At 66.5% G+C, this 16,217-nt stretch carries 9 protein-coding genes and 1 pseudogene; 3 read left to right on the top strand and 7 right to left on the bottom strand.

Annotated features, from left to right (window positions below; genetic code table 11):
* Positions 1–17: 17 nt before the first annotated feature.
* Together ACIF83_RS36165 and ACIF83_RS36160 are read left to right on the top strand one after the other, a co-directional pair.
* Positions 18–812 carry a hypothetical protein gene (locus tag ACIF83_RS36165; RefSeq protein WP_399733449.1) on the top strand — a complete coding sequence of 265 codons (795 nt, stop codon included), beginning with the start codon at positions 18–20 and terminating at the stop codon, positions 810–812.
* A 277-nt stretch (positions 813–1,089) separates the two neighbouring features.
* Positions 1,090–1,443, top strand: coding sequence for a hypothetical protein (locus tag ACIF83_RS36160; RefSeq protein WP_399733446.1), 354 nt, complete (start codon positions 1,090–1,092; stop codon positions 1,441–1,443).
* A 100-nt stretch (positions 1,444–1,543) separates the two neighbouring features.
* Here the strand turns inward: ACIF83_RS36160 and ACIF83_RS36155 are convergent, their stop codons facing one another.
* The 3 genes and pseudogenes from ACIF83_RS36155 to ACIF83_RS36145 form a co-directional block, all read right to left on the bottom strand.
* The gene (locus ACIF83_RS36155; RefSeq protein ID WP_399733575.1) at positions 1,544–1,768 is read right to left on the bottom strand and encodes a hypothetical protein; all 225 of its coding nucleotides are present in this window, start codon (positions 1,766–1,768) and stop codon (positions 1,544–1,546) included.
* Positions 1,734–2,066 (bottom strand): annotated as a pseudogene (locus ACIF83_RS36150) (repressor LexA); the annotation flags it as partial. The pseudogene ACIF83_RS36150 and the gene ACIF83_RS36155, both read right to left, overlap by 35 nt.
* A gap of 841 nt (positions 2,067–2,907) precedes the next feature.
* The gene (locus tag ACIF83_RS36145) at positions 2,908–3,492 is read right to left on the bottom strand and encodes a hypothetical protein (RefSeq protein WP_399733443.1); all 585 of its coding nucleotides are present in this window, start codon (positions 3,490–3,492) and stop codon (positions 2,908–2,910) included.
* A gap of 250 nt (positions 3,493–3,742) precedes the next feature.
* On the opposite strand from ACIF83_RS36145, the gene ACIF83_RS36140 reads away from it, so the two are divergent.
* The gene (locus ACIF83_RS36140; protein ID WP_399733440.1) at positions 3,743–4,291 is read left to right on the top strand and encodes a hypothetical protein; all 549 of its coding nucleotides are present in this window, start codon (positions 3,743–3,745) and stop codon (positions 4,289–4,291) included.
* Positions 4,292–4,746: 455 nt separating this feature from the next.
* Here the strand turns inward: ACIF83_RS36140 and ACIF83_RS36135 are convergent, their stop codons facing one another.
* The 4 genes from ACIF83_RS36135 to ACIF83_RS36120 form a co-directional block, all read right to left on the bottom strand.
* Positions 4,747–4,926, bottom strand: coding sequence for a hypothetical protein (locus ACIF83_RS36135; RefSeq protein ID WP_399733437.1), 180 nt, complete (start codon positions 4,924–4,926; stop codon positions 4,747–4,749).
* A 244-nt stretch (positions 4,927–5,170) separates the two neighbouring features.
* The gene (locus ACIF83_RS36130) at positions 5,171–5,482 is read right to left on the bottom strand and encodes a hypothetical protein (RefSeq protein ID WP_399733434.1); all 312 of its coding nucleotides are present in this window, start codon (positions 5,480–5,482) and stop codon (positions 5,171–5,173) included.
* A 23-nt stretch (positions 5,483–5,505) separates the two neighbouring features.
* Positions 5,506–11,988: an RHS repeat-associated core domain-containing protein gene (locus tag ACIF83_RS36125; RefSeq protein WP_399733431.1), complete on the bottom strand. Its 6,483-nt coding sequence runs from the start codon at positions 11,986–11,988 to the stop codon at positions 5,506–5,508.
* Between the two features lie 157 nt (positions 11,989–12,145).
* Complete coding sequence (locus tag ACIF83_RS36120; protein ID WP_399733428.1) at positions 12,146–15,484, bottom strand: LamG domain-containing protein; 3,339 nt, start codon at positions 15,482–15,484, stop codon at positions 12,146–12,148.
* Positions 15,485–16,217 lie beyond the last annotated feature (733 nt).

Raw genomic sequence — 16,217 nt, 5'->3', positions numbered from 1 at the left:
TGAAGGAGAAGCCCACCGTGGAACCCCAGTCCAGTCATGGTCAGTCCTGCGCAAACACTGTCCACCGCGGTCTGCTCATGGTGGCTACGGCCTCGGACGGCGGCGTCCATCTGGCCGGGTCGGAGACGGACGTTCACCAGGCGGGCGTCTTCCACTCATGGGACTTGCTATGGGCGCTGCAACTCCGCCGCGGCGCTATGGCAGAAACCGCACCATTCTTCGCGAACACAACAATGATTGCCGCCGACTTCAACCCTGAGTCGGTGGACCGCTTCGCCGCCCACGCGCTGACGATGCCGCGCAGCGAGCGATGGAGGCAGGCACTATCCACAGCGCTCCTTGGCGACTGGTGCGAACCATTGTTCAGCACTGGCCACCTAACCCACACCGCCATCGGCTCCCTGAAGGCGGAGGCACGAATGCTGCACCGGCAGCTGGTTCCAGTCTGGCGACGGCGGACCCGGCACGGACGAGTGCTGTCTCTCGACGCAGAACTCGGTGATGGGTTGTCGCTGTACGACCTGGTCGCCGCCGACGTCGACCTGCTCGCGCGGGTAACGGAGGGCGTCTTCGAGGACGAGCGGCTCAACGCTGTGCTGCGCGGCCTGACTCCAGAGGAGCGGCGGGTCGTCCTCGCCCGCGCGTATGACGGGGCACCCACGTGGACGGAGGCTGCGGCCGTCGTCGGCTTCTCAGAGCCGGAAGCCTTCGGCGAACGAGTCCGCCGCAAGACGAAGCGGCTGGCCGCCGAGCAGCGCCGCCGCCTCGCGCAGTGCTCCGTCAAGTCGGGTTCGTCGGCCCGGATTAGGTGAGACACCCGGGGGTTGCACCGCTAGCCCTGTAGCGGTGTAGGGGCCGCCATTCAAGCCCCGAGAGCGAAGAAATGCGCAGGTCAAGGCGCTTGAATACGGATCTCTCCATGGGCAGTGTCGAGGCTGCCGTCCGGAACTTGCGCCGCTAACTACCTGCTCGCCCACTCTTCGGCACTGTCAGATCCGCTGCCCGCGACCTAAGGGCTGGGGACTGCTGCACTCTCCGCCCCGCACGCGCACTACCGCGCGTCCACTCCGAGCCCGAAGGATCGCCGTCATGACCATCCGCCCGGCCACCCGCCGCCTCTGCGCTTGGACCGTTCCGCCACTCGGCTTCGGCGCCCTGGCACTGGTCATCAAGTCCTCCGGTGGCCTTCCCATGTGGGTCGTCTTGCTCGGCGCCGCACTCGGCGGTGGTGTGAGCACCGTGGCGCGTGTCCTGCCGGCGCTTCTGCCGCAGAAGTCGGAACACCGACGTGATGTGTGGCGAGACTGGCTCCACCACCGGGAGCGCATGGCGCGGCTACGCATCACCGCGACGGCCAGTAGGGACCTGCGCCCGCTGCACGCCCCGGCTGCCGTCGACACCGATAAGGATGACGAACGGGGCGGACTGTTACCCGCTGCTTGACCTGCGGAAGTCCTCGTATCTCGGACGTCCCGCGTCACGGTTATCGGTGTGACACCGGAGAGACCCTACTGGGCCCTCAGCAGCTGATGCTGAGCGCGCGTCAAGCGGTGCGGTGAGGCAGTTCCTCGTCGGCGCGGCCGCCGGCTCCGAGGGTCCGCCGCGGGGTTGTCGCCGTCGCCGGGTGGGCGCCGAGCACTCCACGAACCCGCAGCTCGTCCAGGTCGGAGAGACGGACTTCGGGAAGTGCGTCGAGAAGGTCGGCCTGGGCGGCGCGGATGCTGTGCGAGGTCTGCGGGCCGGCGCCAAGGATGCGGCGGGCTGTCACGCGGGCATCGTAGGCGGCGCTTCACCCCGTAGGCGCGCGGGCGGTGCGGGTCGCGGCGCAGGAAGCCCTTGCGCTCCAGTGCCATCAGCTGGTGCGCGACCGAGGACGTGCTGGAGAGGCCGACGGCCTGGCCGATCTCACGCATCGACGGCGGGTAACCGCGCCGCTGCACGGAGTCCCTGATGACCTCGATCACCCGGCGCTGCCGGTCGGTGAGTCCGGAGCTGTCCGCCCTGATGCCTGGAGGTCGGCCCGGCAGGGAGCGCTTGTGCCCCTCAGGATTCGTGGCTTCGTTCATCGCATGTACCGACTCGACTCGGCCCTGGGAGCGGTCCTGGGCAGTGATGGTGGCACTGCCTTCGATGGTGGCCTCGTCGGCCCCTCTCGATGTCTCCCTGCTGCTACGCGTCCTCCGTGCGGCGCCCGCATTATCTCCGCAAGTGTTCTGGCGGACGTCCGCGCGCGCCTGTTTTCACAGGTGGCGGGCCGACTGGGCCGTACGACGGTGTACGTCTGTGACACGCGCGAGCTGTAGTTCTATCAGCCAATCCCCACATCTAGTGGTTGGATTGCTGCAGCAGCCCACAAGTTGTGGTCCCCCGGGTCTGAGAGGCCTCCGACAGGACCTATGCTTGGGCTTGCTTCACCACACGGGCCCCCTAAGCGCCTTGCCTGTCGGAGGCAAGGGCCCTTCCCCAAGGGCTATTTGGGGCTGAGTGAGGTGACGCACCGATGGACCAGCACGAGCACTGCGCCTGCTATGAGCGCATACTGACCTTACGTCAGGCGTTCATCGTATTAGCGCCCGTGATCGGCCCGGCCATCGAAGTACTGCGGTCTTTCTGGTCGTGACCAGAAAGCCGGAAAGCCCCGCCGCAAGGCCTGTGCTCAGCAGTGAGCCCGGCCGATGCTTAGACGGCCGGGCCCGGTGACTGCAGTACTCGCCGCAGGGGGTCTGTTGCCGGTTGCCGCCGACTTCGGGCCCCCTCGTGGTTCCCAGGACGGGCGTCCGGGCCTGCCACATTCAGGTTGCGGTGAGTCCCCTGCATCGTACGACACCTCGGCACGGGCGGTGTCAACCGGCATGGCGGCGTCTCCAACTGTTACCGGCATGCGAGCCCGGCCATGGCGCGAGACGCCTACAGCTGCGGGGTCTGCCCGTACTCGCCTGCGGTCGGCTCGGGGCCGTCCTGCTGGGTGAACTCGGCCAGCCGCCATCCCTCGTCGGTCCAGCGCACGGTCAGGGTCTGGGTGAACCAGCTGGTCGTGACCGGGAGCTGCTTGGGGGCGCCCTTGCCGGTCAGCCCGAGCAGGCCAGCGCACCACACGTCGATGGTGGCCTCGCGGGAGTCGTAGTGGCGCACGGTCACGCCGGCGGGCATGGCCCGGGAGACGAACGTGGCCCCGGCCGGCGGCTTCCCGTTCTCGTCCAGCCCGAGCTTTTCGTTGAAGGCGGTGGTGTAGTCGGCGTCGACGGCCTTCTGCACGGCCAAGCGCCGCTCCGGTACCACGATCCGCTGGACGATGTCGCCCCGCCGGATGGGGTCGAACATTCGCTCGCTGCCGAGGACGGCAGCCATCTTCGCGGCCGCGCACTGGGCGCCCTCGCTGCTGTGCGGGATCTCCACCGACATCGGGTCGACGGCGGCCTCGGGCTTCCCGCCGCTGGCGCCGCCCCGGTTGGCCAGGGCTATCCCAGCGATGAGCAGGACCACGACGGCCACGGTGGTGATGAGCCGGCGGCTGGGCCGGAGGGGAGCTGCGGGCCGCGCTCCGGTCCGTATCCGGGTGTGAGTAGTTGAGGTACAGGAAATCCCGGTAAGAACGATCATGGTCGGCTAGCACGCCGGCCGGAGGGTCCGCTGAGGTTCGCGGAAAGATCGCCGGACGGCCATCGGTGCTGGCTGCGGTCCGGTTCGTGCCGGTGGATTCCGGGATCCCCAACACCGGCCCGGTCGCGGCAGGATGCTCGGCATGAACGAAGCATGGGGGGCAGTCGTCGCCGCGGTCGCCGCAGGCGTGTTCGGCATCATCGGCATCCTTGCCGGCATCCTGGTGGGGCGCCGCCAGACCACCGACCAGGCCAGCGTGGAGCATGCCCAGTGGCTCCGCGGCCAGCGCCAGGAGGCGTACATCAAGTTCCTGGAAGCGTGGGAGAAAGCACTGGCCCACTACGCGCAGTTCCAGGAACAGTCCGACACCTGGTTCCAGGTGCCGCCGGACGCGGATCCGGAGCCGTACTACAAGGAGTTCGACGAAGCGGTGTCCCGGCCGATCAACAAACTCAGGCCTTTCCAGGAGCGGGTTTTCATCCTCGGTCCCACCGATCTTCAGTTGGGTGCCGTAGCCATGAACCACGCCCTCATCATGCTCAAGGATGTTCTGTGGAGGAGCTTTGACCGGGCCGAGCCGGACTGGGTGGCCTATCGGGGGCTTCTGGAGCGCGCTGATGAGCAGCGCCGTGTGTTCGTGAGGCAGGCGGGTGACGTGATGCGGACGGCGCCACGTCCTGGGTCGGAGTGACCCGTCAGACAGCTGCTCGTTGACCGGGTGCGTCAAGTGCACGCGTAGGCCGGGACGGCCACGCCCACCAGCCCGGCCCGCGCCCACGGCGGCCTGGACGTGAAGATGCCCCGGGCTCGTGAGTCCGGGGCGATCGACCAACTTGCTTCAGGAACCGCAGGAAGCCGACCAGGTCGTGATTCCCGGTGTTAGGGCGCGTATCGAGTCGTGATCAATCTGCGGGACTTGTCCATGTCATGCGGGACGTTCAGGTAGATCGTTGCTCATGACACGCGTGCAACTGTCAAACGAGGAATGGGCGTTCCAAGGGCACCAGGGGAAGGCAGAGCCCTCCGCTACGGGTACCCCCGGCTAGCGTCCTGCAGGCGCCGTAGGAGCGGCTCCCCCACCCCGGCTCTGAAGCCGGATATCCGTACACCCATGCTGCCGCCAACGCCGCGAGCGGTCTCGGCCTGTCACTGGGCGGGCACGGCGAACTCGACCCACAGGGGATAGTGGTCGGAGATGTGCCAGGACAGGTCGGTCAGCGTCTGCTCGCCCTGAAACTGTTCAACGAAGTCGACCTGGCCGCCGGCGGCGGCTTCCAGACGCCTTCCTTCTGCCAGGCGGCGAAGTAGCCGTAGACCGTCTCCCACGGTGCGAAATCGTGCGGCAGGCTTTCGGGGCTGATCCTGAGCTCGCAGATCCCGACGGTCACACCCCGATGGAGACGGCCAATCACTACGGCCACGACCTCGCGGCGAAGCTGCTGGACGCTCACATCAGCGGGCGAGCCGCCAATAGCGAATGAGGGTGCCGCGACATGCGATACCTCACGACCCGCTGCGCCAGGCGGGGCACATAGCCAGCCATGCCCCGCCTTGTGCGTACCTTACGGACCTAGAACTCTCGGGATTGCAGCAGTGACAGAGAAGGGATGGCGTCCATCTTTTCCTCCACCACCGAAGGAGCCTCATTCAGATAAACGAGTACAGAGTATTCGGAAAATTCCGGCTTGGCCAGAATTCCATCCTCATCTCGCCAGTGAGACTCGACGGAAACACTCCAGCCATCTTTGTCGCTATATCGATAGTAAACCCCTCCCTTATAGGAGCTGTCCCGCTCCTCAAAAGAAGCGTGCAACACTCGACCGATGACAGACACCACATCCGATATCGCCACAGATCGCATTCCATACACCAGATACTTCACTTGCCCTACTCCCTGAAATACCGCTATGGCTCCATGATGATACTCGGCGCACGACTCGTCGCACCTTCTACCGTTCCGTACACCATGAAGTGAACATCACGGCCCCCTGCTCGCTTACTGAGAGATTTACTCAAGTCACGAAGCCCCAGAGCCGCAATATCGGCGGGTTCGAGGGGCCCAGTTCGGGTTCCCTGCGAACGTAGTTCAACCCCCGCCTGCTTGGCGCGCCTCAGCAAATCTGAACTCGCCAAAGCCACGTCGAAGTCACTATGCGAGCCAAACGGCCGCCCGGTTCTAAAGCTCTTACCGGTTACAGAGCTTCCCTGCATAATGGGCGTAACGTCTTCGTATCCCGCTTGCTTCAAACCTGCGGCCAGCTCGGACTTGAAAGCTGTGAATTCTACACCATTCGGAAATCCCATGGGAATTCTTCTGGGGCCGGGCATGGGGGGACGGCCGCCAAGTGGCCCTTCACCTACCGGCACCACTGCGATCTTCATATCCTCGCAGGGGTAACCAGGATTACATACCGGACCTTCGACTAGCTTCCTGAAAAATTCCTTGAAGCCCATTTCCGGCTGTGGACCATACAGCCAATCGCCGTCCGTCTTGATTATCTTCGAGTCGCCCGGACCTTTGCTCCAGCCGCCGCCACCACCAACGCCACCACCAACGCCGTCCGACGTGTGGCCGGAGCTGCTGGTGTGGGACGTGCCCGTGTTGTTGTAGTGGGTCTTGCCGCAGTGGCCGTGGTGGCAGCTGCCGGCGCTGGGGTTGCCCGGGTCGATCGGGCCGTCCGTGATGATGTCGCCCGAGCCGTCGCCCTTGGGGGTGCCGACGCCGCACTGGTCTGCCCGGCACAGGCCGGTCGGGTCGGATGCGGTGACGGGGGTGTTGCTGGCGTAGCTGTAGCCGTTGAGGGACTGGTGCTGGTCGACCGACAGGACGGGGTCGACGCTGATGAACTGGCCGATGACCGGGTCGTATTCGCGGGCACCCACATGTGTGAGGCCGGTCGTGTCGTCGGCCGGCTTGCCGAGGAAGGCCTTGTCATCGGGCCAGGACGTCGTCTTGGTGCCGCGCGGGGCGCCGAACGGGGTGCTGTAGCGCTTGGTGATCGCGTACGTGGTGGCGTCCAGGGCAATGCTGGAGGTGCCGTGGTGGTCAGCTGCGAGGAAGCTGAGCTTCGAGCCCGACACTCCGGACGTCGCCGTGCGGACTGCGATGGTCTGGCCGTTGGCCGTGTAGGAACGCGTGCCGGACACCGTCTTCGTGGTGCCCTTGGTCGTCAGGTGGAGCTCTGTGTCAGCGCCGAGGTAGAGGACGGTTTCGCCGTCTCCCTTAGCTCGGCGGATCAGCAGGTCGCCGCCCGCGTCGTAGAGGTAGCTCGTCCCCTTGGTGCCCTCGGTGAGCTTGGCCAGGTCACCTTCGGTGTTCCAGGCCAGGGTCTGCTGGGCGGTCGGTCCGGGGCGTGAGGTGGTGTTGCCGGTGCTGTCGTAGGAGTAGGTGGCCGCACGGGCGCCGGTGGTCTTGTCGAGCGTGTGCGGCTTGGTGTCGGCGGGATCGTCGTAGGTGTACGACGTGGCCTTGTCTCCCGAGGTGGTGTGCTGCGTCTCCGTCTTGCGCTGGCCGGTGCCGGTGTAGTTGTACGACGTCCAGTAGGGGGCGGCTCCGTCGAGGTTGGACACGGTGCGGCCGGAGGCCGAGCAGTCCGCGGTCTTCGGGGTCCAGGCTTCGGTCATGCGGCGGTTGCCGTCGTAGGCGAAGCACTGGTAGTCGGCCTTGGCCGTGCCGCCCTGGGTGGTCGCGTCGAAGATCGAGGTGACGTTGCCCGCGTCGTCCTGGGTGAACTTCAGCTCCTGCGGCATGTAGCCGTGCACGTCATCGGTGACGTAGGAGCGGGTCAGGCGACGAGTGCCCTCTTCGTAGTCCCAGTTGAGGTACGCCTTCTTCGCCGAGGAGGCGCCGTCCATGCCCAGGGTGAGCTGGCGCAGGTCCCCTTCGGGGGAGAACGCGGCGCCCTGCAGGTAGCCGGTGGTTCCCTTGGCGGTGAGCTGCCCCCCGAGGGCGTTGAAGGTGTAGGAGATGCCTTCGAACGGTAGGCCCCCCACGGCCGGGGCGGAGTACTGACTGATCGAACCGTCGAGGTTGTAGCCCGTGCTGAACGACAGCTTGTTCTTCACGTAACCGTCGGAGACCAGGGGCTCGGTGTCGGGCAGGAGCAGATCGCTGCCTGTCACGTGGTACATGGCGTCGTAGGCGGTGACCTTCTGGGTGTAGGCCTTGCCCTTCACACCGCCGACGTAGCGGGTGGCGGTGTCCTGCTGCCCCTTGGCGAGCTCGTCGAAGCTCCAGGCTGCGAGCTTGTTGGCGTCGGTCTCCTCCTTCTGCCACAGACCCGTCTTGCGGCCCAGCTGGTCGTAGCCGAACAGCAGCTTCTTGGTCGCGTCGTCGTTCGGCGTGGTGCTGACGACCTGGTCGAGGTCGTTGTACTCGGTTGCGGCCTTGCCCTTGTCCGGGTCGGTCGAGCTGACCTGTCGGCCGAACAGGTCGTAGGTGTACGACCACTTGGTCTTGTCGGGGCCGGTGACGGTCTTCTGCTGGCCGGCGGGGGTGTAGGTGTAGTCGGTCGTCGTGTAGTCGGTGCCGGTCGGCTGCGGGCCTGCGTATTCGCGGCGCTGGGTGAGTCGGCCGAGCGCATCGGTGACCTGTGCGACGGCCTGGCCGCCGGCGGGAGCAGTGGTCGCGACGGTGTCGCCGGTGTAGGTGGTGTCGGTGCTCCAGCGGGTGACGCCGTGGACCTTCGTCACCGCCTTGCTGGGCCGGCTGGCGCCGTCGTAGGTGGTGTCCGTCTGGATCGGGGCGGCGCCGCCGTCGATCTCCTGGGGTGTGGAGCTGGGCAGCGAGGTGCTGTCCCAGATGTCGGCCTGCTGGCTGACCGCCAGACCGCGCGTGTCGTAGCGCGTCAGGGAGAGCAGTCGGCCCTTTTGCGGGGTCGGGGTCTGGGTCTGGCGTGAACGCAGCAGGGAGTCGTAGAACTCGTAGGAGGTGTTGTAACCGGAGCCGTTGTTACTGAGAACCCCGGTGGACACCCACGACATTTCCTTGCCACTGCTGGTGAGGTGGTAGTCGTAGACGTAGTTCGGGCTCTTGTCCATCAGCCGGATGCGGTTGGGCAGCCAGACCTTGGTGACACGGCCCAGGCTGTCGTACTCGCTTTCGGTGACCTTGCCGTTGGGGTCGGTGACCTTCAGCGCCGCGCCGGTGGCAAAGTCCAGGGTCGAGGTCGTCTTGAACTTCTTGGCGTTCTCAACCGACGTCGCGGTCAGCGGCCCTGTGTCCTCGGGCACGTAGGAGGTCGAGGACACCGCGAGGTCGTGCGTGTCCTTGACGGTCGTCGGACGCCCGAGGGTGTCGTACGACGTCGTGGACACCTTCTGCCAGAGCGGGGCGTCGGCGCTGCCGTAGCCCTTGGCGCGGCCCGTCCAGGTGGCGTCGCCCTTGGTGGGCTTCTGCGTCGCCGACCAGGCCGGGTCCGTCGTGTCGTCGTAAACCACCGCGGTGTCGGAGATGACATCGCCCGGCGTTTTCACGTCCGCGGGCAGATCGAGCGCCGAGTCCGCGGTCGCGCACGGTTCGGCGACGGTGCGGGTCCGGGAAGTGAGGGAGTTGATGCCCTTGTCGTCGTTGCGGGCGTACCAGGTGCGGGTGCACTTCTCGTCGCCCTTGACCGCGTCGTCGCCCTCGTCCTCGACCGTCTCGGCCATGCCGAAGTCGTCGTAGGTGGTCTTGACCGTACGGATGCGGTCGGTGGAGGTGAGCCTACTGGTGATGCTGGTGCGCGTGTGGGTGGCGGCGGTGCGGACGTAATACGCCTCGGTGTCCGCGTAGGACTTGTGCTGCGTCGCGGTCCGCTTCGACCACGGGTCGCTGATGCTGCCGCCGACCTCGGTCGCGCCGTTGTAGGTGACCGTTTCGCGGGTGAAGCCGGCGTAGGGCTCGGAGTCGGTGATCTCGTCGGCCTTGATCCCGGAGACCCTGACCGTCTTGCGCTTGTCGGGGTCGGGGGTCTTGCCGTCCGGGCCGAGAACGCGGTCGCCGTTCATGCCGCGCAGGTAGACCGTGGTCTCCTTGCTCTGCGTGCCCGTGGAGACTCCGGTGAGGTGGGTGACCTGCTGGTAGCCGCGCCAGACGGACCAGGTGCGCTCCTTGGCGGGAGTCATCGGGTCCTCGTCGTAGTGCCAGGCACCACCACCGGTGTACAGGTAGGAGTGCTGGACGTCTTCCGAGCCGCCTTGGGGGTCGCTGGTGGAGACGGAGCTGACGGGGTACTTCTGGAACCAGTCGAGCCGCGGGTCCTTCTCGCCGTTGGGCGACCAGTAGACGGGGTAGCAGCGCTTGGTGTTCTCGTCCACCCTGGGCTTGGTGCCGCTGGCGGTGCAGTCGGCGTCCAGGTAGGAGACGATGGTCTGCGCGCCGGTCTCGGAGGTGACCGTCTTCAGCCTGGGCTTGTTCAGCGGCAGGATGTCATCGCTCTTGCCGTCGACCCGGTTGGGCATCATGACGTGGCTGAACTTGACCGGGTCCAGGGAGAGGTCGGTGCCGCGCTTGCCGGTGTGTCTGATCTCATCGAGCCACAGCGACTGGTCGGTCGAGTCACCCGTGTCGCCGGGGTCGAGGTAGAGCTGCTTGAGCGCCCAGGCGTCCACCGGCTCGAAGGCGGGGGTGGAGGCTGCCGCGTTCCACGCGTAGGTGGTGATGGTGGTGAGCCGCTTGCGGGTGAAGAAGCTCGGTCCGACGTTGCCGTCGCACTTGTCGCCGTCCTTGCAGATCGCGTCGAACGGCACGTCCGGCCAGTTGTCCCGGGTGTCCTTCGTCAGCTTGTCGCAGCCGTCGCCGGAGGCCAGGCACCGCTCGTCATAGCTGAAGACGACCTTGTCCGAGGCGGCCGGGGAGGCGGAGAACAGCTTGTCGGCGCGCTGGCCGTAGCGGATCTCCTTCAGGTACCCGCCGCGGACGTAGTCGGTGCCGGTGTTGTCGTCGCCGAGCTTGTCGTAGTTGTTGTGCTCGGCCGCGTACCAGTAGGTGGAGGCGTTGCCGTGGGTGTCCTCGACGTAGTCGAGGTTCCAGCGCCAGGCCTGCGTCTTGGCGCGCTCGGCGAACGTGTCACCGCTGCTGTAGCCGGGCTCGTCCTTGTCGTCGCCGAAGACGGGCACCGTCCATACGGAGTCGGTGCGGTCGTCCTTGCCAGCGCCGTCGAGCTTGTTCAGGCCGAACACGAACTTCGTGCCGTCGCCGGTGACGACGGTCCAGTACTCGCCGTCGTCGTCACCGTTGTCCGCGCCGGTGGAGTGGGTGACGGTGGAGGCGTCGTCGTCCTTCAGCCGCCACTTGCCCGTCTCGTCGTCCTTGACCAGCTCGGTGGCCTTGCCGTTGAGGACGAGGGAGGCGTTGTCGTACTTCCAGCACAGGTCGTACTTCTTGTCCTGGCCGTCGTCGTCGCAGGAGCCGTACTTGCGCTCGATGAACGAGGAGGTCAGGTCGAAGCCCGTGCCGATCTGACTGCCCTGGTTGTTGGAGTTCGCCGTCTGCCCGTCTACCGCACCGGAATCGTACGAAATCGACAGATCCGGTTTCGGTCCGGCAGCGGCTGGCGGCACGCGCAGCGGGTAGGACCAGGTGAACGAACCGGAGGAACCGCCCGCCTCCCAGGTCGACGATGCGGAAAGCGGTGTCGCCTTGTAGTCACCGGCGCCCGACTTCGAACCTGCCGCGACAGCGAGCAGCATCGGGCGGCTGTGTGCGCCGAAGGCCACCGGGGCGGAGATGGTGTCCTGTTCCCGGTTGTTCACCGCATCCAGCGGGGTGCGCTGGCCACACTTCGCGGCGTCGGCGTCGTTCAGGGCGCAGTCGTCCAGGCGCTGCAGCTGAAGGCGTCCGGCCCAGTCGCCCCCGTAGGCGGAGGCGAACGCCGAATAGTCGACGCCGAGGCGGGCCTTACCGCCGGCCGTGGGGCCGGTGACCTTGAGGACCACGCCCTTGACGTCGAGCTTCGTGGCCGTGCGCTGGTCGAGGACCTCGACGTTGACCGTGTCGGCCTGCTTGCCGCTGCCGGTGGCGGCCGCGGTGACAGGCAGTGAACCGGGGGCGGCCGTGGCCATGCCCTTGTCCGGGACCGTCAGCGCTGCCTTGCCGGCCTTCGGCCAGGTGACGTGGCGCTGTTGATCGTGACGTGCTCGGGCGGCCGCGGCCCGGTCAGCTGCGGCTGCCTTCCTCACCTCGGCCGCCGCCTTCTTGTTCACCCGTGCCATGAACGGGCGGACCTTCGTGGCCTGTGCAGGCTTCACATCGGGGCGCCCCAGGGGCGCTGTGCCGTCCGCGAAGACGACGGGGGTGAGCAGACCGGGCAGTAGTGCCAGGCCGGTGATGACCGCGATACGGCGGGACCACCGTCTCCCCCTGCCTTCTTGGCCCGGCGAGGGTCTGGGTATGCCAAAGGAATTCATTGGGAAAGGTGCTTCCTGCGTAGCGCCCGGCTGTGTCACGCCGGACGCCACGCTGTCGAGGAGAACGAGGAACGGAAGGAAGGCGGCACCCATGAGTGCCTGGGCCCGAGCGGCCCGCTTCAGAACGCGGACCGCTCGGGAGATGACGCGCCTGGACTCACTCGCCGTCGGCAGTGCGCGTCACTTGGGTCTGGATCTGGTCGTACGTCATCGCTCCGGTCCAGATCCGCAGGTCCTGCAGACTGCCGGGCAGGTAGTTGCCCGTGCTTCCCGCTGAGGTGCCCCGGCCCGCGCTCAGCTCACCGCTGCCCTGCTGGGGTGTGGTGAAGGTGGCGGTGGTGTTCTCGGGGGACTGCTCGTCATCGCCCACGTACAGGTGGAGTTTGCCGTAGCGGGTCTCGGTCGAGTCGTTGGACGGGTCCGTCCACTCCCATGGCTCCTGGGCGTCGAACACTCCGGTGAGCTGCACCCATGTGCCGGTCTGGGCCCAGTCGGTGGCCGGGACCTGAGCGCTCTGCGTGACTTTCCCAGCGGAGTCCACTGCTGTACGGGTGAACTTCCACAGGTACTTGTCGGCGTCGCTCTTGACCACCCACAGCGCCCAGGAGGACTCTCCGCCCATCTTCTGCGCTGCCACCTGCGCCTGATAGCCGACCGGTTTCGCCGCGAGCGCCTCGGCGTTCAGGCTGACACGCGCGGAGACCGTGAACGAGCCGGTCTCGTCGACGACCGGGCCGGTCGCGGCGGCGTACTGGGAAGTGCCGTTCAGCACGAGAGCGTTGTCGTCCTCGCTGACAGTGCTCCCGCTGGGCGACAATTTCATTGCACCCGGCGGATAGGCCGTGCTCTCGGCGATCTCGCTTCCCTTGGCGGACGTGGCGTCCCACTGCGCGACGAGTTCGTTGGCGGGAGCGCCGTTGTCGTTCGCGCGAGCCTCCTCGATGACCTCATCAGGACCGAGGGCACGCTGCCATACCGCGACCTCGTCGATCAGACCGAAGTAGTAGTCGCCATAGGTGCCCCCGGCCTTGGAACGGCCCAGCTGCAGGCCCCCCGTTGCCATCCAGGGTGTATAGGACGGCGCGGTCTTGGAAAGCTGGACCGGCGCTCCCTGCGGCCGGCCGTTGATGAACAACTGGACGGTGTCGTTGGAGGGGTCGTTGTCCGCGATCCCGTCGTCACCTTCGGTCTTGAACACTCCTGTCAGGTGTGTCCACACGTTCAGCGGCGGGTTGTCCTGATCGGCGACCGAACGGATGTAGACGGGCTTGTCCGCGTCGGTGTCCGCACGATTGAACACCCACTTCTTCAAGGAGGCGGCGTAGTACAGAGCGAACGCGCTGCCGTTGGTGCCGGGCTCGGACAGCACGACCCGGTTGGCGGACGCGTTGGTCAGCTGCGCCCACGCAGACACGGTGAAAGAGTCCCGGGTGTCGAGCACCGGCGTGTCCGTGGCCGCGTACCCGTTCTGCTTCGCCGGGTCAGTGGTGTCATCGTTCAGGCGCAGCGAGTTGTCGGCATCTCCACGGCGCGCCCGGGTGGACCAGCCGGTCCCGTCCGCGCCCACCAGGGTGGCGTCGTGGCGGGTGCCGTCGGTGGCCGTGTCCTTGGCCGTGATGCTGCCGGAGTTGGGTGGGCTGTCGAGATGCCAGCGGCCTACCGCACCCTGAGCGGGCGTCACTTTGAAGGCGAAGTCCTGCCACGCACCCCACCGGACATCCTTGGCGCGGACCGACAGCACCTGCAATCCGGAAAGTGGCGGCCGCACGTCCTTCACCTGAACCCGTGAACCACCGGGAACCTGCTTCGCTGGCGTCGTCAGCAGCTTGTACTCGTAGGCAGTGACGTCCGTGTGGCCCTTGGAGTCGATGTCGGCCGTGTTCGGCTGGAAGGTGAACGTTCCCGCGATGCCGGGCCCGCCCTTTCCTTCACACTCCTGTGCGCACTCGGTGTACGGGGAGACCGCAGTGATACGAGGCGCCTTCGGAGCCTTCGCGTCGATCTTGAAGTAGCACCATGGGCTGTAGGACGACCACAGATCTCCGGGCTTGCCGTCATGGGACCAGTGCGACTGTGTCCGGGCCCGGTACCGGTACAGGCCTCCCTCTGCACGCTGGGTCAGCTGCTGCTTCTCCAGCTTGTTGTCCGGATGCCAGCCTGTATCGGGAGAGTGACCGCTCCACACCTGGTGCCAGTCCGCGTCATCCCCTCGCTCGACCACGAACTCCGCCTGAAGACTCGCCGCCGGTTCGCCCTTCTTCGGGGCCACCAGCGTCTGGACACTGGCCTGCACCATCGGCTCGTCGACCGTGGCGATCTGCGGGTCCGACGAAGTCTTGTGACAGTGCGCCGTCTGGCCCTCTCCCTGGATGACACCGACATCCTTGGGCATGCCCGGCTTGTAGCCGTAGACCACCTGCAGCTCGGCGCTGTCGTCGAACCGCTTCCAGGCCCGCGGGTCGCCCTCGTCGTGGGCGCGCAGCATCAAGGTGAGCCGGCTGAACTTGCCGTCGGCGAAGGAGCGGACGGTCCTGGTGAGGTTCTCGTCCTTCTCTTTGGCGCTGTCGTTGAACTCGATCCACTTGTCCGGCTGATCCGGATGACACAGATCGCCGCGGCCCGCCGCCACGTTCTGGTCCCCCATCAGATCCAGCTGCTTCGGTCCGGGCCAGTGGGTGCCCTCGGAGATGTTGTCGGTGCGCACCAGGTCGAGCATGTGCGCGTCGCAGTTGAACGACCAGGTCTCCTTCGCCCGGAACGTGGCGTCCAGGACCTGCTTGCCGGCCAGCTTCGTCGGCGCGAACTCGAAGTACATGCGGTCCACATAGCCACCACCGCAGTAATAGCCGTCAGCATTGCCGCACTTGCCGACGCCCTTGTCCCCGTCGAACATCCAGAACTTGTCGCCGTCGGAGGAGATCTTCGTACGCTCCGAGACGCCCAGGCCCACCGACGGGTCGATGTAGACGGGATAGACGGTGTCTTTGCCGCGCAGCAGATCCAGATCAGGGTGCACGGCAATTGCGTCGTCGTCGACCTTGACCGGAAGCGCTGCGGTGGCCGACCCCTCATCCGGCTGCGACGGACCGGCGGAGGCCTGCCCGGCACTCGGTGCGGTGGGACTGGTACGCAACAGCTGCGTCTGAGGACCCGAGCCGGCGTCACCAGCGGAGTCCCACATCTGCCCGGCCGGGCCTCTGAAGACGGCGTTGCCGTCCTCGTCGAGAGCGCGCAGGCCTCCGCCCGCGCCCGGCACCACCGTCAGCCCATCGCCCGACGCCGTGAGCTTCACCTGATCCAGAGCAGGGTTTGCGGCCGCCTGAGCCGTCTTGACGACCAACACCTCGCGGTAGCCCTCGGCTGTCGCCGTCAGCTGCAGGTCCACACCGTCGAACACGTTCGCGTAGGTCGCCGTCGCCCCGTCCAGCGTCGGCTTGGGAAGGGCCCCTGCCCAGCCGAGAGTGACGGATCGTCCATCACGTCCCAGATGGATCATGTCCGATCCCGCACCACCGCCGGAGAACGAGAGATCCACCACCGCGCCCCTCGGCGCAACCCGGCCATCAGCCCGGTGCTCCAGGACCGGGTCAACGGCACCCCACCGGCCGTCCTCTTCCTTCACACGCTGGGGCGTCGTGGACTGCGTCAGCGTGAACGAGCCGTCCGGGTTCGCCTGGGTCGTGGAGTACTCCGTGCGGTCTGCCGTCACCTCCACTGGGGCGCCGGACGCCTTGGCCCGAACCGAAGCAGTCGATGCGTCCACCGGTCCGGTCGAGACCTCGGTTGCGGACGCCGAGTTGAGTGCCACTGCGGGCAACACCGGCAGCACGGAGAGCACCAGTGCAACGGCTACGCCTCCGACGAGGCCGCGTCTGGTGCTTCGCGGCTTGCCCACGGGCGCCACGGAACCCCACTCCGATTTCACGGAGTCTCCCCCATATATGGAATTTGTAAATGGTCATGGCCAGTAAATGTTCACCAAACAGTCACGGTCAACCACATGTGTCACAGCTCACGCACAGGTTGCCGCAAGGCGTCCAGCCCTACGCAGAAGCATTTTTGACGAATCGTCATAACAGACGCGGAGTCGCACCCGAGGTGCACTGACCGGCGCACCGCCTCAGCCGTCCGCTCCAGGTCACGCCTCGGTGTCAGCGTGCCAGGCATCCAACATCCAGGACCGTGAGGTCCGGCAGGACGAGATCGGCAAGGGCTACGAGCTGACCAAG

The sequence above is a fragment of the Streptomyces sp. NPDC085866 genome (assembly GCF_044541035.1).
GTDB lineage: Bacteria > Actinomycetota > Actinomycetes > Streptomycetales > Streptomycetaceae > Streptomyces.
Note: the sequence above shows the minus strand (reverse complement) of the source record. Positions and strands in the feature narration are given on the sequence as shown.